14 protein-coding genes and 1 pseudogene are annotated in these 15,306 nt (G+C 43.8%); 12 read left to right on the top strand and 3 right to left on the bottom strand.

Going from position 1 to position 15,306, the window contains the following annotated elements; genetic code table 11:
- Window positions 1-314 precede the first annotated feature (314 nt).
- The 3 genes and pseudogenes from B9Z54_RS09805 to B9Z54_RS09795 all read left to right on the top strand — a co-directional run bounded on the left by B9Z54_RS09805 (window position 315) and on the right by B9Z54_RS09795 (window position 3,187).
- The gene (locus tag B9Z54_RS09805; protein ID WP_113928226.1) at window positions 315-1,055 is read left to right on the top strand and encodes an ABC transporter ATP-binding protein; all 741 of its coding nucleotides are present in this window, start codon (window positions 315-317) and stop codon (window positions 1,053-1,055) included.
- Window positions 1,052-2,272: an ABC transporter permease gene (locus B9Z54_RS09800; protein ID WP_113928225.1), complete on the top strand. Its 1,221-nt coding sequence runs from the start codon at window positions 1,052-1,054 to the stop codon at window positions 2,270-2,272. The genes B9Z54_RS09805 and B9Z54_RS09800 overlap by 4 nt, the downstream gene beginning before the upstream one ends.
- Window positions 2,273-2,468: 196 nt before the next feature.
- Window positions 2,469-3,187: pseudogene (locus B9Z54_RS09795) on the top strand (EcsC family protein).
- A gap of 200 nt (window positions 3,188-3,387) precedes the next feature.
- On the opposite strand, the gene B9Z54_RS09790 reads toward B9Z54_RS09795, so the two are convergent.
- Window positions 3,388-4,560, bottom strand: coding sequence for a M20 family metallopeptidase (locus B9Z54_RS09790; protein ID WP_113928224.1), 1,173 nt, complete (start codon window positions 4,558-4,560; stop codon window positions 3,388-3,390).
- A gap of 153 nt (window positions 4,561-4,713) precedes the next feature.
- Here B9Z54_RS09790 and B9Z54_RS09785 point away from each other — a divergent pair, with 153 nt between their 5' ends.
- Window positions 4,714-5,346: a phosphatase PAP2 family protein gene (locus B9Z54_RS09785; protein ID WP_162785161.1), complete on the top strand. Its 633-nt coding sequence runs from the start codon at window positions 4,714-4,716 to the stop codon at window positions 5,344-5,346.
- 37 nt (window positions 5,347-5,383) lie between these two features.
- On the opposite strand, the gene B9Z54_RS09780 is transcribed toward B9Z54_RS09785, so the two are convergent.
- Window positions 5,384-6,778 carry a hypothetical protein gene (locus B9Z54_RS09780; RefSeq protein WP_113928222.1) on the bottom strand — a complete coding sequence of 465 codons (1,395 nt, stop codon included), beginning with the start codon at window positions 6,776-6,778 and terminating at the stop codon, window positions 5,384-5,386.
- Between the two features lie 352 nt (window positions 6,779-7,130).
- Between B9Z54_RS09780 and B9Z54_RS09775 the strand changes: the two genes are divergently transcribed.
- The 4 genes from B9Z54_RS09775 to B9Z54_RS09760 are packed head-to-tail and all read left to right on the top strand — an operon-like array spanning window position 7,131 to window position 9,648.
- Window positions 7,131-7,574: a LiaF transmembrane domain-containing protein gene (locus B9Z54_RS09775; protein ID WP_113928221.1), complete on the top strand. Its 444-nt coding sequence runs from the start codon at window positions 7,131-7,133 to the stop codon at window positions 7,572-7,574.
- A gap of 23 nt (window positions 7,575-7,597) precedes the next feature.
- Window positions 7,598-7,936 carry a cell wall-active antibiotics response protein LiaF gene (gene liaF / locus B9Z54_RS09770; protein WP_162785160.1) on the top strand — a complete coding sequence of 113 codons (339 nt, stop codon included), beginning with the start codon at window positions 7,598-7,600 and terminating at the stop codon, window positions 7,934-7,936.
- 13 nt (window positions 7,937-7,949) lie between these two features.
- Entirely contained in the window at window positions 7,950-9,005 is a 1,056-nt protein-coding gene (locus B9Z54_RS09765) for a sensor histidine kinase (protein ID WP_345840715.1), read from the top strand.
- On the top strand, window positions 8,998-9,648 hold the full coding sequence (locus tag B9Z54_RS09760) for a response regulator transcription factor (protein ID WP_113928219.1): 651 nt from the start codon (window positions 8,998-9,000) through the stop codon (window positions 9,646-9,648). Before B9Z54_RS09765 ends, B9Z54_RS09760 begins: the two co-directional genes overlap by 8 nt.
- 46 nt (window positions 9,649-9,694) lie before the next feature.
- Here the strand turns inward: B9Z54_RS09760 and B9Z54_RS09755 are convergent, their stop codons facing one another.
- Window positions 9,695-10,207 carry an antibiotic biosynthesis monooxygenase family protein gene (locus B9Z54_RS09755; RefSeq protein ID WP_113928218.1) on the bottom strand — a complete coding sequence of 171 codons (513 nt, stop codon included), beginning with the start codon at window positions 10,205-10,207 and terminating at the stop codon, window positions 9,695-9,697.
- Between the two features lie 345 nt (window positions 10,208-10,552).
- On the opposite strand from B9Z54_RS09755, the gene hemE reads away from it, so the two are divergent.
- From hemE to B9Z54_RS09735, 4 genes are all read left to right on the top strand, one after another.
- Complete coding sequence (hemE, locus tag B9Z54_RS09750) at window positions 10,553-11,596, top strand: uroporphyrinogen decarboxylase (RefSeq protein ID WP_113928217.1); 1,044 nt, start codon at window positions 10,553-10,555, stop codon at window positions 11,594-11,596.
- Window positions 11,597-11,683: 87 nt separating this feature from the next.
- Window positions 11,684-12,613 (top strand): ferrochelatase, encoded by a 930-nt coding sequence (gene hemH, locus B9Z54_RS09745; RefSeq protein WP_113928216.1) that lies wholly within the window; start codon window positions 11,684-11,686, stop codon window positions 12,611-12,613.
- A gap of 32 nt (window positions 12,614-12,645) precedes the next feature.
- Window positions 12,646-14,046: a protoporphyrinogen oxidase gene (gene hemY / locus B9Z54_RS09740; protein WP_113928215.1), complete on the top strand. Its 1,401-nt coding sequence runs from the start codon at window positions 12,646-12,648 to the stop codon at window positions 14,044-14,046.
- A 986-nt stretch (window positions 14,047-15,032) separates the two neighbouring features.
- Complete coding sequence (locus B9Z54_RS09735; RefSeq protein ID WP_113928214.1) at window positions 15,033-15,284, top strand: hypothetical protein; 252 nt, start codon at window positions 15,033-15,035, stop codon at window positions 15,282-15,284.
- Window positions 15,285-15,306: the final 22 nt, after the last annotated feature.

Here is a 15,306-nt window from a genome sequence, read left to right as displayed (position 1 = left end):
ATTGACAGTCTTTTCTCTTTGATAAACACCTCATTTTTAAAGTATGTTAAAAATTATGGTGTGAGTACAGTCAATACTATGCATGACGACCATCCCCTAAAATTATTGAAAGCAAACGTTTAAATCGGATACCGGTCTTTAACAACCACCCCGTTTTTTATTTGCTGTCCCCTTCCTCCATTATGATGGCCAATATTGAACAGGTTACTACAGGGAAAAGTTGGAATATGAAGAGGTGCGTAAGGTTCCTGCATAGCCTGGAACCTGCCGCTTTGCTAAAATAAAAACAACAACAAAAAGAGAGGGCGTTGCTTGTGTCACTTTTGGATATTCAGCATCTGGTTGGAGGCTATACGAGAAAACCAGTCTTGAAAGACATATCATTTAGTATTGATTCTAAGGAAATCGTCGGCCTTATCGGCTTAAATGGTGCCGGAAAGAGCACGACGATCAAACATATAATCGGATTAATGGAACCTAAACAGGGAGAAATAAACATAAATGGCCTCCAATTAAAAAGCGATACGGATGAGTACCGAAAACAGTTTGCTTACATACCGGAAACCCCGATCCTATATGATGAATTGACCCTTGAGGAACATATGAGGCTGACTGCCATGGCTTATGGTCTTCCTGAAGAGGAATATAAAAAGAGGGCAGAAGGGCTTCTGAAGGAATTCCGTATGCAAAAGAAGCTTGGATGGTTTCCTTCCCATTTTTCAAAAGGGATGAAACAGAAGGTCATGATCATGTGCGCATTTTTGGTTCAGCCAAGTCTGTATATCATTGATGAACCTTTTGTCGGTCTTGATCCCCTCGGAATTCAGTCACTGTTGAACTGGATGGAGGAAATGAAGAAAAACGGAGCCGGTATCCTGATGTCGACTCACATTCTGGCAACCGCTGAAAGGTACTGCGATTCTTTTGTCATTCTGCATGACGGGCAAATCAGAGCCAAAGGGACACTGCAGGAGCTTCGCCTGGAATTCGGTATGCCGTCTGCCACTCTAGATGATATTTATATTGAACTGACAAAGGAAGAAATGGATCAATGAAGAATATCGATGAAATATGGAAAAAAAGGGTAGTAGAATATAACGCTGAACTTAGGAAATATCTTCGCTATATGTTTAATGACCATCTTCTGTTCGTGCTGATTTTTGCGCTGGGCGGCGGTGCTTTTACATATAACCAGTGGGTTGCGACTCTGGACAGTTCTTTTCCTGCTCCTCTAATCATGGCGGTAATACTGGCGCTGCTCCTGTCCTGGAGTCCTGTTTACACTTTCCTGCGTGAAGCGGACGCAGTCTTTTTGCTTCCTTTGGAAAGCCGGATGAAATCTTTTTTTCAAAAAGGGATATGGGCGAGTTTCATTTCTCAATCCTATATACTGCTTCTCGTCCTTGCGGCAATGATGCCGATGTATGTGAAGGTGACCGGGCAGGGATTTCAATCGTTCTTCCTTCTCCTGGGGCTTCTTTTAGGACTGAAGGTATGGAACCTTTATGTGCGATGGTACACCTTGAAAAACCAAGAACGTGAAGCGCATCTCGTTGACTATGCTGTCAGGTTCGCTTTAAATGCCGTTTTCTTATACATGGTCCTCAGTGATGCCTCTCTTGTGCTGGCTGCTGTCGTGGCGGTCATCCTTATAGGATACTTAGTTTATTTCAAGTATTCTGTAAAAGAAAAAAGTGTGAAATGGGATGTGCTGATTTCCTTGGAGGAGCAAAGGATGCTGCTGTTTTACAGAATGGCTAATATGTTCACGGACGTACCAAAGCTGAAAGGGAAAGTGCACAGGAGAAAGTGGCTTGACGGCTTGATGAACATGCCCAGGTATGAACAGAAGCAGACCTTTACGTTCTTATATATGCGTTCCCTTCTCAGGACCAGTGAGTATTTCGGTTTATATATCCGCTTGTCCCTGATTGCCATGGTCATTCTCTTTTTCAGCGACACGCTTTGGCTCGGCATTGTGATCGGCATGCTGTTTATGTACCTGACAGGGTTCCAGTTGATCCCGATGTTCAAGCGGTTTGATTATAAAATATGGGTATCTCTTTATCCAGTAGCCAAGGGTATAAAGAAACAATCATTTCAAAAAGTTGTGTTTTGGTCATTGATTGTCCAGGCAGTCCTGTTCTCATTGGCCCTGCTGCTGAGCGGACAATGGACAGGAGCTGCTTTAATGCTTGCTGCAGGCCTGCTGTTCTCATATGTATTTTCTTTCTCCTACCTCATTCAGAGGCTGAAGAAATTCGACTACTGAGTGAAACTCTGTCCTTCTTCATTCGTATTATATAAAAAAGCATTCTTTACACTTGTCGGAGAGCCCCCATGAACAGGCGGTTCAGTCGATAATGCCCATCTCGCTTGCCTTACAGATACCCGCCGGCAGCGGTAATAGAAGCTGGAATTGATAGGACGCATTATCGAAGAAAGAATGAAAAGGACTGGTGTGACAGATGAGCATCTATGAAAATCAGGCTCGAAACGATATGGAAACGTGGAAGAGAAAGAAACTGAAACGGTCGGGAATATTAAATCGTACCGCTAAGAGGGCTCAGTTAAAATTCAACTCGGTAATTCCTGAGAAAGTTCACACGGTCATTACTGACAGCATTAAAAATATGGTGAAAGTGACTCTCGCTGGTTCAGGGTTTGTTTCCAGCAGTAAAGTAACCGTACCTGAGAGTTTTGAAGAAAAGGAAAAGCATATGGGGGAAAGGCTGTCATTTTACAGGAAGGCCGCTGCAGTGGAGGGAGCCGGCACTGGAGCTGGAGGGATTTTTCTAGGGCTTGCTGATTTTCCTTTATTGCTCTCCATCAAGATGAAATATTTGTATGAAGCAGCTAAAATCCACGGATATGATCCGTCGTCTTATGAGGAAAGATTGTTCATGCTTTATATTTTTCAGCTGGCGTTCTCCAGTGACGATCACCGCCGCGAAGTAATATCCATCATCGACCACTGGGAAGAAAAAAAGATGGACTGGTTGAACTGGACTGGAAAGTATTTCAGCAGGAATACCGTGATTATATCGACTTTGTGAAGATGCTTCAGCTCATTCCGGGCATCGGGGCAGTGGTCGGTGCCTATGCCAACTATGGATTATTGGAGGAACTGGGTGAGGCGGCTGTATATGGATACCGTCGGAGATTCTTTAACCAGCAGTCTTCATAGATTTTTTGCTTTTTAAGTTATTTCAAGACGCACTTCGCTGGATGAGCGGGGTGCGTCTTTTTTTCGGGATAATGGGCCTGGACCATGCAGCGAGGTGCATGAAATATGTTTTTTGTGAAGATGATGTCCCTCGCAAATGGAGCGCGGTCTTAAGTGCCGTCAAATCAAGAAAAGCCGGCACAGATGTACCGGCATATCAGTCATTCTGCGTAAGTAATAGCTGCGTTTGCAAGAACACATGCAGCGGTCAGCATCGCTTTCTCATTGAAATCGAATTTCGGGTGGTGATGGGGAAAGGGGATTTCGACTCCTTCAGGCTTTGCGCCTGTAAAGAAAAAGGTGCCGGGAACCTTTTGCAGGTAGTAGGCAAAGTCTTCTCCGCCCATCTGCATTTCACACTCTTCAACTTCACTGACCCCATTTACACCTTCTGCGGCCTTGATAAGATGCTCTGTTTCCTCTTTGTGATTTACCACAGCCGGATAGCCTTTATCATACTCAAAGGAATACGAGCAGTCAGCTGAGAGGCAAGTGCCTTTAATGATTCTTTCCATTTCACTGATAATGAAGTCTCTGGTTTCTTCACTGAAGGTTCTTACTGTACCGGCCAATTTGGCTGTATCCGCAATGACGTTGAAGGCATTTTCTGCCACAAATGAGCCAATAGTGACAACAGCCGGTTCAATCGGGTTGACTCTGCGGCTGACAATCTGCTGCAGTGTGCCGGTCAATTGCGAAGCGGTTACGATAGAATCCTTTGTTTTGTGAGGCTGGGCACCATGTCCTCCTGCACCTTGTATGACAATTTCAAATCTGTCTGCCGCCGCCATGATAGGACCTGTGCGATATTGAATTTTTCCAAGCGGCTCGGTTGCCCAGAGATGTGTGCCGAATACAGCATCGACTCCATCAAGGCAGCCGGCTTCCACCATAGGCTTCGCTCCTCCTGGCGCGTACTCTTCTGCATGCTGATGTATGAATACATAAGAACCCGGCAGTTCCTCTTTCATTTCATTCATGGCTCTGGCCAGTATCAACAGGGCAGCTGTATGTCCATCATGGCCGCAAGCATGCATGACTCCATCTATCTTGGAACGATAAGGAACCTTTTTTTCGTCCTGGATGGGAAGGGCGTCAAAATCTGCTCTTAAAGCAATCGTCTTCCCGGGTTTTCCTCCTTGTATCCTGGCCACAACACCGTTGCCGCCAACTCCTGGTGTGACCTCAATATCCAGTTGACGATAAAAGTCGGTAATATATTGAGCAGTCTTTTCTTCCTTAAAGGAAAGTTCGGGGTTCTGATGCATGTAGCGTCGGATTTCAACCATTTCATCAAAGTCACTTTCCAATCTATTACGCAGTTTATCGAGCATTAAACTTCCTCCCTCAGACAACTTTGTCGCTGTTAATATATATGAAAATTAAGAATAGTATAACATTACAAGTTTAATATTGCCGGAGTTAGTTCTTTTTAGTTGAACTGCTTTCATATATGGTAAAACAAACAGGGGAGGTGGAAAATGTTTATGAATAAAATAATATGGGGGTGGATAGCATCTGCAGCTTTCCTGGCTCTTATTTTGCTTGTCTATACAGATAATATAGAGTGGTTTGATCAGCCGTTTTTCGCTGTATTCAAAAGCGTCCCCTTATTAGCTCATTTTTCTATAATAGGAAGCGAACTGGTCATTGGTACATTCAGTATAATCCTGATTCTTTGGCTCGGTTTTAAAGATCGGAATTTTGTTGGAATCCTATTTACTGTTTTGGCCATAGGCGGAGGGAATCTTGTAAATAAATTTCTGAAATCCGCAGTGGAAAGGGAAAGGCCACAAGCGCTGCATGGCGAAGAAGGGTTTAGTTTTCCAAGCGGCCACGCGATGGTTGGTCTTATCTTTATGCTGGTACTGGCATTCTTTATTTCCCAAATGATCAGTTCCGAAAAAGGAAAATTAGCTGTTTATGCAGCAGCCGTGTCTCTGGCACTTCTGACAGGAATTAGCAGGACAGTCGATTCGGCTCACTTTCCATCAGATATACTTGCCGGTTTTCTCATTGGTTTCTCCTATTATCTACTGTGTGAATATGTATATCTAAAACTTAAAAATATTTTCATTAAAAAGATGAATCATAAGAGCGGGCTATCGCCTTACTCTTAGATTCATCTTCTTTGTACGGAAGAACAAAAAGTAGAAGTTATATGAGAAACATAGCGGTAATGGTTGTCGCTATCAAGCCGACAATGACGGGGATCAGGTTCCTTCGCGCCAATTCAAAGGGATCAACATTACAAATGGCGGCGGCAGGTATCAATGCCCAGGGAACAAGGGTGCCTCCTCCAATCCAGATGGCGGAAATCTGCCCAAGCGCTGTCAGTGTGGCAGCTCCTGAACCAATACTGTCTGAGAAAAGCAGTGCCACCGAGCCTGCCAGGGAGATGCCTGAAAACCCTGATCCATCCAAACCGGTTATGGCTCCCACTGTTGTCAGGGTCACAGCCCCGACTGCTTTGGAAAGTGGGACAACTGCTGCGAGCGCTCCTCCTAAATCATTGACGATTCCGGCAGAACCTTCCGGAAGAATGCCTTCTCCGATAATGGCAGAAAACCCCGAATCTCCTAAATAAAAGAAAGCGGCTATAGGAATGACGGGACCAAAAACTTTAAACCCAAATTGAAAACCATCGATAATGAAACTTGTGGTTTGCTCAAGTCCTTTTGCTCTGTAAGCGGCAAGGGATATGATGAGCAAGATGAAAATGGATGTTCCTCCAATGAGCGCGGTTGCATCGCCTCCCTGCAGGTCAAACATGAACATGGCAAGGATATTCAAGGCGAAAAGCGCAGGAATCATCAATGCGAAGAACCTCTTCGCAGATGGACTCAGGAGCTCAGGGCCTGCCTCTGCTTCAGTTTCCTCAAGCTGCGATTCCTCGACTCTCAATATTCCCTTTTTCATGTCCCTCTTTAAAAGAAAAAAGGCAGTGACTGTTGTGACCACCCCCATCACAATGACAAGAGGAATGCTCGCCTGAATTACTTCTGAAACAGGGAGTCCGGCTGCATCTGAAGTCAGCTTGGGTGCAGCCTGGATGACAAAGTCGCCGGAAAGGGCGATTCCATGTCCGAACAAGTTCATGGCCATTGCTATTCCCAATGCAGGGAGACCGACACGGAGAGCTACCGGGACCAGTACTGCTCCTAAAAGAGCCACTGCAGGAGAAGGCCAGAAGAACCAGGAAATCAGCATCATGACGATCCCTATAGTCCAATAAGCAAGTGCCGGGGTCTTGATCAGTCGGGCAAATGGACTGATCATAACATCGTTGATACCGGTTTTTGTAAGCGTCCTGCTCATTCCGACAATAATCGAAATGACCAGGATAGTTGATAGCAGTTCTGTGATAGCATAAATAAAACTTGTAAAGACACTGTTCACAGAACTGGTCAAAGAACCATTCGCAACTAAAGTAATAAGAAAAATTCCCGCTATACAAAGGATGGTGGTATCTTTCCTGAAAATCATGAAAAGGATGATGAACCCGATGAATACTAAATACAGCCAGTGTAATGCAGTCAATTCCACGAGCATTGAAATTCCCCCTCACCCTGTTTGCACTTCAAAAAGGGGCATTCGCCTTTTTGTACTACAGAATATTCACCAGAACAGTGAAGGTGAGGGAAGAAAACGAAAAAAATCCGTCTCTGGACGGAGAGGGAATCCTGCCCTTGCTCCTCTTATAAGAAATGAATTGGAGCTAAACTATAATTAGTCAGTTGAATTACATGAGGAGCGTTTACTGCAGGCTGCCCTTAGACTCTCTATTACAGAGCATTATCTGCCAATATGTCTCACTGCGATAAATCACAAAACAGAAAGCAATTAAAGGATTTTTACATTAATCATCGAAATGAAGGAAGTAAGGTAAAAGGCGGTGTTGATTTTGAAAAGTTCTGGCGGAAAACAATGGTTTTTTTCTGCAATCTTATTATTTACAGGTATAGTGTTTCTTCTGATCAATATTGGTGTCATTTCCTTGGAAATAAAACAGTTATTTGTCATATTCATTCCATTTCTCATTCTGATCGAGGGAGCGAAGTGGATCTATACAGGTTTAAAATGGAGAAGGATGATAAAGTTTACCTTGGGATTGTTTCTATTTATCTATGGAGGGCTCCTCCTTCTAGATGTTTTTGAAATAATGGCATTCAGCTATGGGGACTGGTGGAAATTGTGGCCGGTCGGCTTAATCGGCTTTGCCTTCATGCTGTTATGGAAAAAAAGCAGAATAAGAGTGACGGTTACAGATGACTATCCATTTAGAGATGAAACAGAGCCTTACGAGGGGAGAGTCCACGAAGGATCTAAGAAAAAAGGATTAAAGTAAACCGCGGATTCATTATTGGCGATGTGAAGTTCAATCAGCCTAATTGGCCGCTTGAGCCCATGAGGCTGTATAACATGATTGGAGATTATTATTTTGATATAAGCAAGGCATATGTCCCTGAGGGAGAAACGCCTATCCAGATAAAAGGTTGGATAGGAGATGTGAAAATGCTGATACCAGAGGATATCCCGGTTGATATTTATGTAGCAGGAAGTATTGGAGATATAAAGATTTTCGGCCAAAAGTCCTCGGACATCAAGCCGAATCTGAGCTATCGGTCTCCGGGGTATGAAGAAGCAGGGAAGAAGTTGAAAATCGAGATAGAGTACTCCATCGGCTCTGTTCGGATTAACAAGGTGTGAGGGGGTGTTTCTGTTGAACAAATCTATGAATATCCGTTTTTGGTTTTTTAGAAGCTTTTTTATGATGGCTTTGATGGGCACCCTGATCTTCTTTCTAATTATACAATTCTATATCCTGATAACAGAGGCTCCTTCTATCACGCTGGCTGGTTCTTTGTATCTGACTCTCCTTATTTTCTTGTTATTCTCGTCGCTCAGTATCTATTTTGGGGTCAGGACGGGTTCCCTGTTCAAAGGGAGGCTGGATGATATATCAACCTTTGTATCGGTTTTAAGAAGCGGGCGGTTTTCTGCCAGGGTAGATGACAGCAAACAGGATGAAATAGGGATCATTACAGATGAACTGAACCAGCTGGCTGTATATATACAAGAACAGGTGAAGATCCTGCAAAGACTGGCTGAGGAGAAATCGGAATTAGCAGACCAGGCTCACCAGGCGGCAGTCATGGAGGAAAGACACAGGCTTGCAAGAGACCTGCATGATTCGGTCAGCCAGCAGCTGTTCGCTCTAAGTATGCTTTCATCAGCAGCTGTTAGAACGGTTAGGAACAATCCAAAGGATGCAGAGCCGATTTTACAGCAGGCAGCTGAAATTGCCGCGAAAGCCCAGGGAGAAATGAGGGCCCTGCTGCTTCATTTAAGGCCGATAGATCTTAAAGGCGAAAATCTGGAAGAAGGGCTAAAGAAGCTCATCGGGGAGCTAATAGATAAAACGCCGATTGAAATCACCCCTGAGCTGGAACACTTGGAAGGTTTGACAAAGGGAACGGAAGCTCATCTCTTCCGCATAGTCCAAGAGGGAATTTCAAATATCCTCAGGCATGCAGAAGCCACCCAAATTAAGATAACAACCAAAAAGATAGATTCAACCTTGAACTTGTACATAAGTGATAACGGAAAAGGCTTTAACGTTAATCAGCAAAAAATGACATCCTACGGCCTGCAGACAATGAGAGAGCGGTGTGAAGAAATTGGCGGTGTCTTTCAAATTCGCTCCAAGGAAAACGAAGGAACGTATATTAATATAAGAATTCCTTTAAAAGAAGGGGGAGAGAGCAGGAATGGATAAAATCAAGGTAATGATCGTCGACGATCATGAAATGGTCAGGCTGGGTATGAAAACCTACCTGCTGACCGAAGATAAAATTGATTTCCTGGGGGAAGCCACCAGCGGCAATGAAGCTGTTAAACTTGCGAGGCTATACCAGCCGCAGATCATCTTGATGGATCTATTGATGGAAAACGGAAATGGAATTGAAGCTACACGGGAAATTCTTACGTTTCTTCCGGATTGCAAGATTATCATACTTACAAGCTATTACGATGATGAGAAAGTCTTTCCTGCAATCGAGGCGGGGGCACACAGCTATTTATTGAAAACTGCAAGCGCTGATGAAGTAACCGCTGCAGTCTATAAAGCAGCCAAAGGGGAAAGCGTTATTGCCCCGAAGGTTGCGGACAAGATGATGAACAGGTTCCGTCCTCAGGTAAGGAAGCTTCATGAGGACTTGACTGCCAGGGAATTAGAAGTTCTGAAATGTCTTGGCGAAGGGATGACAAATCAGGAAATCTCGGAAGAATTATTTATAGGGGTGAAAACCACGAAAACCCATGTCAGCAATATCCTTGGCAAGCTGGGAGTAGCTGATCGTACACAGGCAGCCATTTATGCCAATCGAAATGGAATCTTGCTGAATGGTTCCGGAAAGTAAAATGAAAAAGCCGGCTCGCAATTTAAATTGCGAGCCGGCTTTTGGTTTATTCTTCCTCTTCAGCGATGCTGTATTTCGTCACATAAGATGGACGGGGGAACATGTTTCTTTGAGCATCCACTCCGTCTTCTGTTCCTCTCTTTTCATGAGCTTTAGCGTACTGCTGGGAATCCTGCCACTTTTTGAAGGAATGATCATCTTCCCACTGAGTCAGAATGGCGTAGGTATCCGTATCTAAGGGACGAAGCACCCTGATGGCAATGAATCCATCTACTTCTTCTATTAACCCTGCGCGGTTTTTGAAGCGGTATTCAAACACCGGGCGTCCTTCATCTGATACGGGGATGTTGTTGATCACCACGAAACCATGCTTTTTGAGGTCGCCGGCAGTGTCAATCACCTCGTAGCGTCTAGGCTCCTGAAAGATGGACTTACCTTCTGTTTCGTGAACAAGGACAGCAGTATCTGCATTATCCATCAAGACCATTGTCTGATCTGAATGTTTGTCTTCAAGTGTTTTAAGGAATTCATGTGTTCCGCTGGTCATATAAACATACATTTTCATATCACTCCTGCCTGTTGAATTATATTCTTATCTTTCCCCCTGGTTTATAAGGGTAAACTCTGCTGTTTTCATTAGAGTATGCATCCAGTCTGTTATGTTCATGATATCGCTTTGAACTGGCCCCTGCAAATACAGGTTTGATTTTGAACAAACGGACATAAAAAAATCGGCAAATTTATGACATTTAACCTCCTGAACTATACTTTTATAGTGGAAAAGTCTATAGTGAAAACGGGATATATGAACGGATAGGCTTTATTGCTGCTTCATTTTTTATTCTTAAGGCAAAATATAATACAATGGTGTACATAGAGGACTCAGAAGGGTGGACATATAAATATGAAAAAGTTAAATGACACATTTTTAAAAGCTGCCAGAGGTGAAAAAACGGAATATACACCGGTTTGGTACATGAGACAAGCTGGACGTTCCCAGCCGGAGTACAACAAATTAAAAGAAAAATATTCGCTGTTTGAAATTACTCATCAACCGGAAATCTGTGCGTACGTTACTCGTTTGCCTGTTGAACAGTATGATGTGGACGCCGCCATACTTTATAAGGACATCATGTCCCCGCTGCCTTCAATTGGCGTGGATGTGGATATCAAAAGCGGAATCGGTCCTGTCATCGACAACCCGATCCAATCCCTTGCAGACGTGGAAAAACTGGGGGAAATCGATCCGGAAAGCGATGTTCCTTATGTATTGGATACCATCAAGCTGCTGACTCAGGAGCAGCTGTCCGTACCTTTGATCGGATTTGCCGGCGCTCCTTTTACATTGGCAAGTTATATGATCGAGGGCGGTCCTTCTAAGAACTACAACAAAACGAAAGCATTCATGTATGCTGAACCGAAAGCATGGTTTACCTTGATGGAAAAACTTGCGGATATGACCATTGCTTATGGCCGCGCGCAAATCAAAGCAGGAGCTTCAGCTTTCCAAATCTTTGATTCTTGGGTGGGAGCGCTTAATGTTCAGGATTACCAGGCATTCATCAAGCCGACAATGGAAAGGATCTTTACTGAATTAAAGCAGGAAAATGTTCCATTGATCATGTTTGGTGTAGGAGCAAGCCATCTCTCTCAGGAGTGGCATGATCTTCCTATCGATGTAGTCGGACTGGACTGGAGACTTCCAATCCAGGAAGCACGTTCGAACGGAATCACAAAGACAGTAATGGGGAACTTGGATCCCGCTATCCTATTGGCTCCTTGGGATGTCATTGAAGATAAAGCTAAATCGATCATCGACCAGGGTATACAGGAACCAGGATACATCTTCAATCTTGGCCATGGCGTGTTCCCGTCCGTTAAACCGGAAACACTGAAAAGGCTGACGGCATTTATCCATGAATACAGTTCAGAAAAGCTTAAAGGGTAATTTTAAACAAAGGCTGCTTATAGACCCTGTTTTCAAGCAAGAGAATGGTCGATGCAGCAGCGAATTTTACTATTGAGGTGAATCATTATGGCAAAGAAAAAAATGGGGCTCCTTGTAATGGCTTATGGAACTCCTTATAAAGAAGAAGACATCGAACGATATTACACCCATATCCGCTATGGCAGAAAACCTTCTCCTGAGATGCTTGAAGATTTGACCAGTCGCTACGAGGCAATCGGTGGGATTTCGCCATTGGCAAAAATCACACTTGATCAGGGGAAATCCCTTGAAGAGCGTTTGAATGCCATTCAGGATGAAGTAGAATTCAAAATGTATCTTGGCCTTAAACATATTGAGCCATTTGTCGAAGATGCAGTCCAGCAAATGCATGCAGATGGGATCCAAGAGGCGGTTTCAATCGTCCTGGCTCCTCATTTCTCCACATTCAGTGTCAAATCCTACAACGGACGTGCCAAGGAAGAGGCAGCTAAAATTGGAGGACCAAGCATCACTTCGGTTGAAAGCTGGTATGATGAGCCGAAGTTCATTGACTATTGGGTTAAGCAAGTAAAAGATACCTATGCGAAAATGACGGAAGAGGAAAGAAACGGTGCAGTATTAATCGTTTCCGCCCACAGCCTTCCTGAAAAAATCCTGAAAGATGAAGATCCTTACCCGAATCAGCTGCAGGAAACTGCTGATCTGATTGCCAAAGGAGCGGGGATCACAGAATATGCAGTCGGCTGGCAGAGTGAAGGAAACACTCCTGATCCATGGCTGGGCCCGGATGTGCAGGATTTGACGAGAGACTTGCACGAGAAAAAGAACTATAATACATTTGTTTATATTCCAGTAGGCTTCGTGGCGGATCATTTGGAAGTTCTTTATGATAATGATTATGAGTGTAAAGTTGTCACAGATGAAATCGGCGCAAGCTACTACAGACCGGAAATGCCAAATGCCAAGCCTGAGTTCATTGATGCAATGGCAGCGGTTGTAATGAAGCATCTAAAATAAGAATCAAAACTATAAAAAGAAGGCGATGAGCAGTGGAGAAACAGAAGGTAGTAATTATCGGCGGGGGAATTACAGGATTAACTTCAGCTTACTATTTACAAAAAGAAGCTGAGAAGACAGGCCGTCCGCTTGAAATTAAGTTAATAGAAGCGAGCCACAGGCTTGGCGGAAAAATCCAGACGGTGACACGGGACGGTTTCATAATTGAACGGGGACCGGACTCTTTCCTCGAAAGAAAAACGAGCGCAGCAAAGCTGTCTAAAGAAGTCGGCATCGATCATGATCTCGTGAACAACTCAACGGGCAAGGCTTATGTTCTTGTCAATGGGGAGCTTCATCCCATGCCTGGCGGATCTGTAATGGGCATTCCGACACAAATGGCTCCTTTTGTTACTACCGGTTTGTTTTCAATGCAGGGCAAGGCGAGAGCTGCAGCCGACTTTGTTTTACCGAAATCAAATGTAAAAGGCGACCAGTCACTCGGCCAATTTTTCAGGAGACGATTGGGCGATGAAGTAGTCGAAAACCTGATTGAGCCGCTGTTATCCGGGATTTATGCGGGAGATATTGACAAACTGAGCCTGATGTCGACATTTCCGCAGTTCCACCAGGTTGAGCAGAAACATAGAAGTTTGATTCTAGGTATGAAAAAAACGACCCCGGCACCTCAGAGCAAAAACGGTAAGAAAAAAGGGATCTTCCTTACATTGACTAAAGGATTGCAGTCATTGGTTGATGCTATAGAGGAAAGGCTTGTACCAGATTCAGTTCTGAAAGGTGTCAGAGTTGAAAAGATTGAGAAACAAGGAAACAACCGTTATTCCCTGGTGCTCAATAACGGTGAAAATCTTGATGCGGACAGTGTCATCCTGACCACACCGCATACAACCATACCGGCAATGTTTCCACAGTACAGCTTCTTCGACCACTTGAAATCGACCCCTGCTACTTCAGTGGCAACGGTCGCCATGGCTTTTCCGGAAGAAGCGATCCAAAAGGACATTGACGGAACTGGTTTCGTCGTCTCAAGGAACAGCGACTATACGATCACTGCCTGTACGTGGACACATAAAAAGTGGCCGCATACAACTCCAGCAGGCAAAGTATTGATCAGATGCTATGTGGGAAGAGCGGGCGATGAAGCGGTTGTCGATCTATCCGACAGCCAGATTGAAAAAATCGTACTGCAAGACCTGAACAAAATCATGAACATTACGATGGATCCGGAATTCACAATCGTATCAAGATGGAAGGATGCTATGCCGCAGTATACGGTTGGGCATAATGAAAGATTAGAAGCCATGCAGTCAAAAGTCCGCAATGAATTGCCGGGACTATTCATCGCCGGAAGCTCTTTCGAAGGACTCGGCCTTCCCGATTGTATCGATCAAGGTGAAAAAGCCGTCCAAAATGTATTGACCTATCTATCATAAGAATTAAAGCATGCTCGCTGGAGAGATCCAGCGTGCATGCTTTTTTGTTTTAGTGCATTACCGTGTTAAAAGGGGCGGTCCCTCTTCGTGCGTTGATGTGTTAAAGTATGTGGTTTATGTTGTGCTGTGGTTGATGGGGAAGTAGGATTATACAGCATGAACTCATGAGGTGAGTGGGTTTGATGCAGTAAAAGGAGAGTTTATACAGCATGAAATCATGAGTAAGTGGGGTTGATGCATTAAAAAATGCAGGAAATAGTGATGTTGTAACTACGTCGATTCCAAAATTTAAAGAATCGATGCAGTCAGATCGAGTCACAGGCATCATGGAATCTTGAATGTAGAGAATCGATGCAGCCAGATGGAGTCACAGACAGCATCGAATCTAGAAAGTAGAGAATCGGTGCAGTCAGATGGAGTCACAGACAGCATCGAATCTAGGATGTAGAGAATCGATGCAGTCAGATGAAGTCACAGACAGCATCGAATCTAGAAAGTAGAGAATCGATGCAGTCAGATCGAGTCACAGACAGCATCGAATCTAGAATGTAGAGAATCGGTGCAGTCAGATGGAGTCACAGACAGCATCGAATTTAGAAAGTAGAGAATCGATGCAGTCAGATGAAGTCACAGACATCATCGAATCTAGAAAGTAGAGAATCGGTGCAGTCAGATGGAGTCACAGGCATCATCGAATCCAGAAATCAAAGAATCGATGCAGTCAGCTGCTCCACCAAACAGCAACGATCTTAATAGTTATAAAATCGACGTCATCCAAACGGATTAGAGTTTAAATAGAATTTTAATTTGAAAGAACGAAGAGTAAAATAACCTTCTTTCATCACCCTCCCAGGACACAGCTTCTTTCCAACTATATCTCCTCCCTGCTAAACAACCAATTTTGAACTTTTTAAGAATTTTATTTGACAAATCTGTGAACAAACATAAAATAGTATATAAAGGAAAACGTATAGGGGGAAAAACGGATGGGAGACAAACTTCAAACAATGGCAGCCGTTAAATGGTTGTCAGCGGCAGGGACGGCAATCGGATTAGCTTTAACAATTTACAGCTTTTTTGTAAGCGGTATCACTCAAGAATACTTTCTTTCGATCGGGATCGGTGTGATGGTCGGCTTCATGTTCATCTTTGGAACATTGATTTTCCTGCCCCTGATTGAAGAATTTACCGGGAAAAGCAAGCCTGAAATGACCGGCATGATTAAAAATCGATTATAATTGAAAAACTAAAAAGGCCTGG

The sequence above is a fragment of the Bacillus sp. P14.5 genome (assembly GCF_003316765.1).
Classification (GTDB): domain Bacteria; phylum Bacillota; class Bacilli; order Bacillales; family Bacillaceae_B; genus Rossellomorea.
The sequence above is the reverse complement of the archived record's forward strand: the minus strand, read 5'-3'. Positions and strand labels throughout refer to the sequence as shown.

What these genes read in the sequence shown, in the direction of transcription:
- B9Z54_RS09800 (WP_113928225.1), top strand. Translation starts at nt 1,052, where the DNA reads ATGAAGAATATCGATGAAATATGGAAAAAAAGGGTAGTAGAATATAAC.
- B9Z54_RS09790 (WP_113928224.1), bottom strand. Translation starts at nt 4,560, where the DNA reads ATGCTCGATAAACTGCGTAATAGATTGGAAAGTGACTTTGATGAAATG.
- B9Z54_RS09785 (WP_162785161.1), top strand. Translation starts at nt 4,714, where the DNA reads ATGAATAAAATAATATGGGGGTGGATAGCATCTGCAGCTTTCCTGGCT.
- B9Z54_RS09780 (WP_113928222.1), bottom strand. Translation starts at nt 6,778, where the DNA reads ATGCTCGTGGAATTGACTGCATTACACTGGCTGTATTTAGTATTCATC.
- B9Z54_RS09760 (WP_113928219.1), top strand. Translation starts at nt 8,998, where the DNA reads ATGGATAAAATCAAGGTAATGATCGTCGACGATCATGAAATGGTCAGG.
- B9Z54_RS09755 (WP_113928218.1), bottom strand. Translation starts at nt 10,207, where the DNA reads ATGTATGTTTATATGACCAGCGGAACACATGAATTCCTTAAAACACTT.
- hemE (WP_113928217.1), top strand. Translation starts at nt 10,553, where the DNA reads ATGAAAAAGTTAAATGACACATTTTTAAAAGCTGCCAGAGGTGAAAAA.
- hemH (WP_113928216.1), top strand. Translation starts at nt 11,684, where the DNA reads ATGGCAAAGAAAAAAATGGGGCTCCTTGTAATGGCTTATGGAACTCCT.
- B9Z54_RS09735 (WP_113928214.1), top strand. Translation starts at nt 15,033, where the DNA reads ATGGGAGACAAACTTCAAACAATGGCAGCCGTTAAATGGTTGTCAGCG.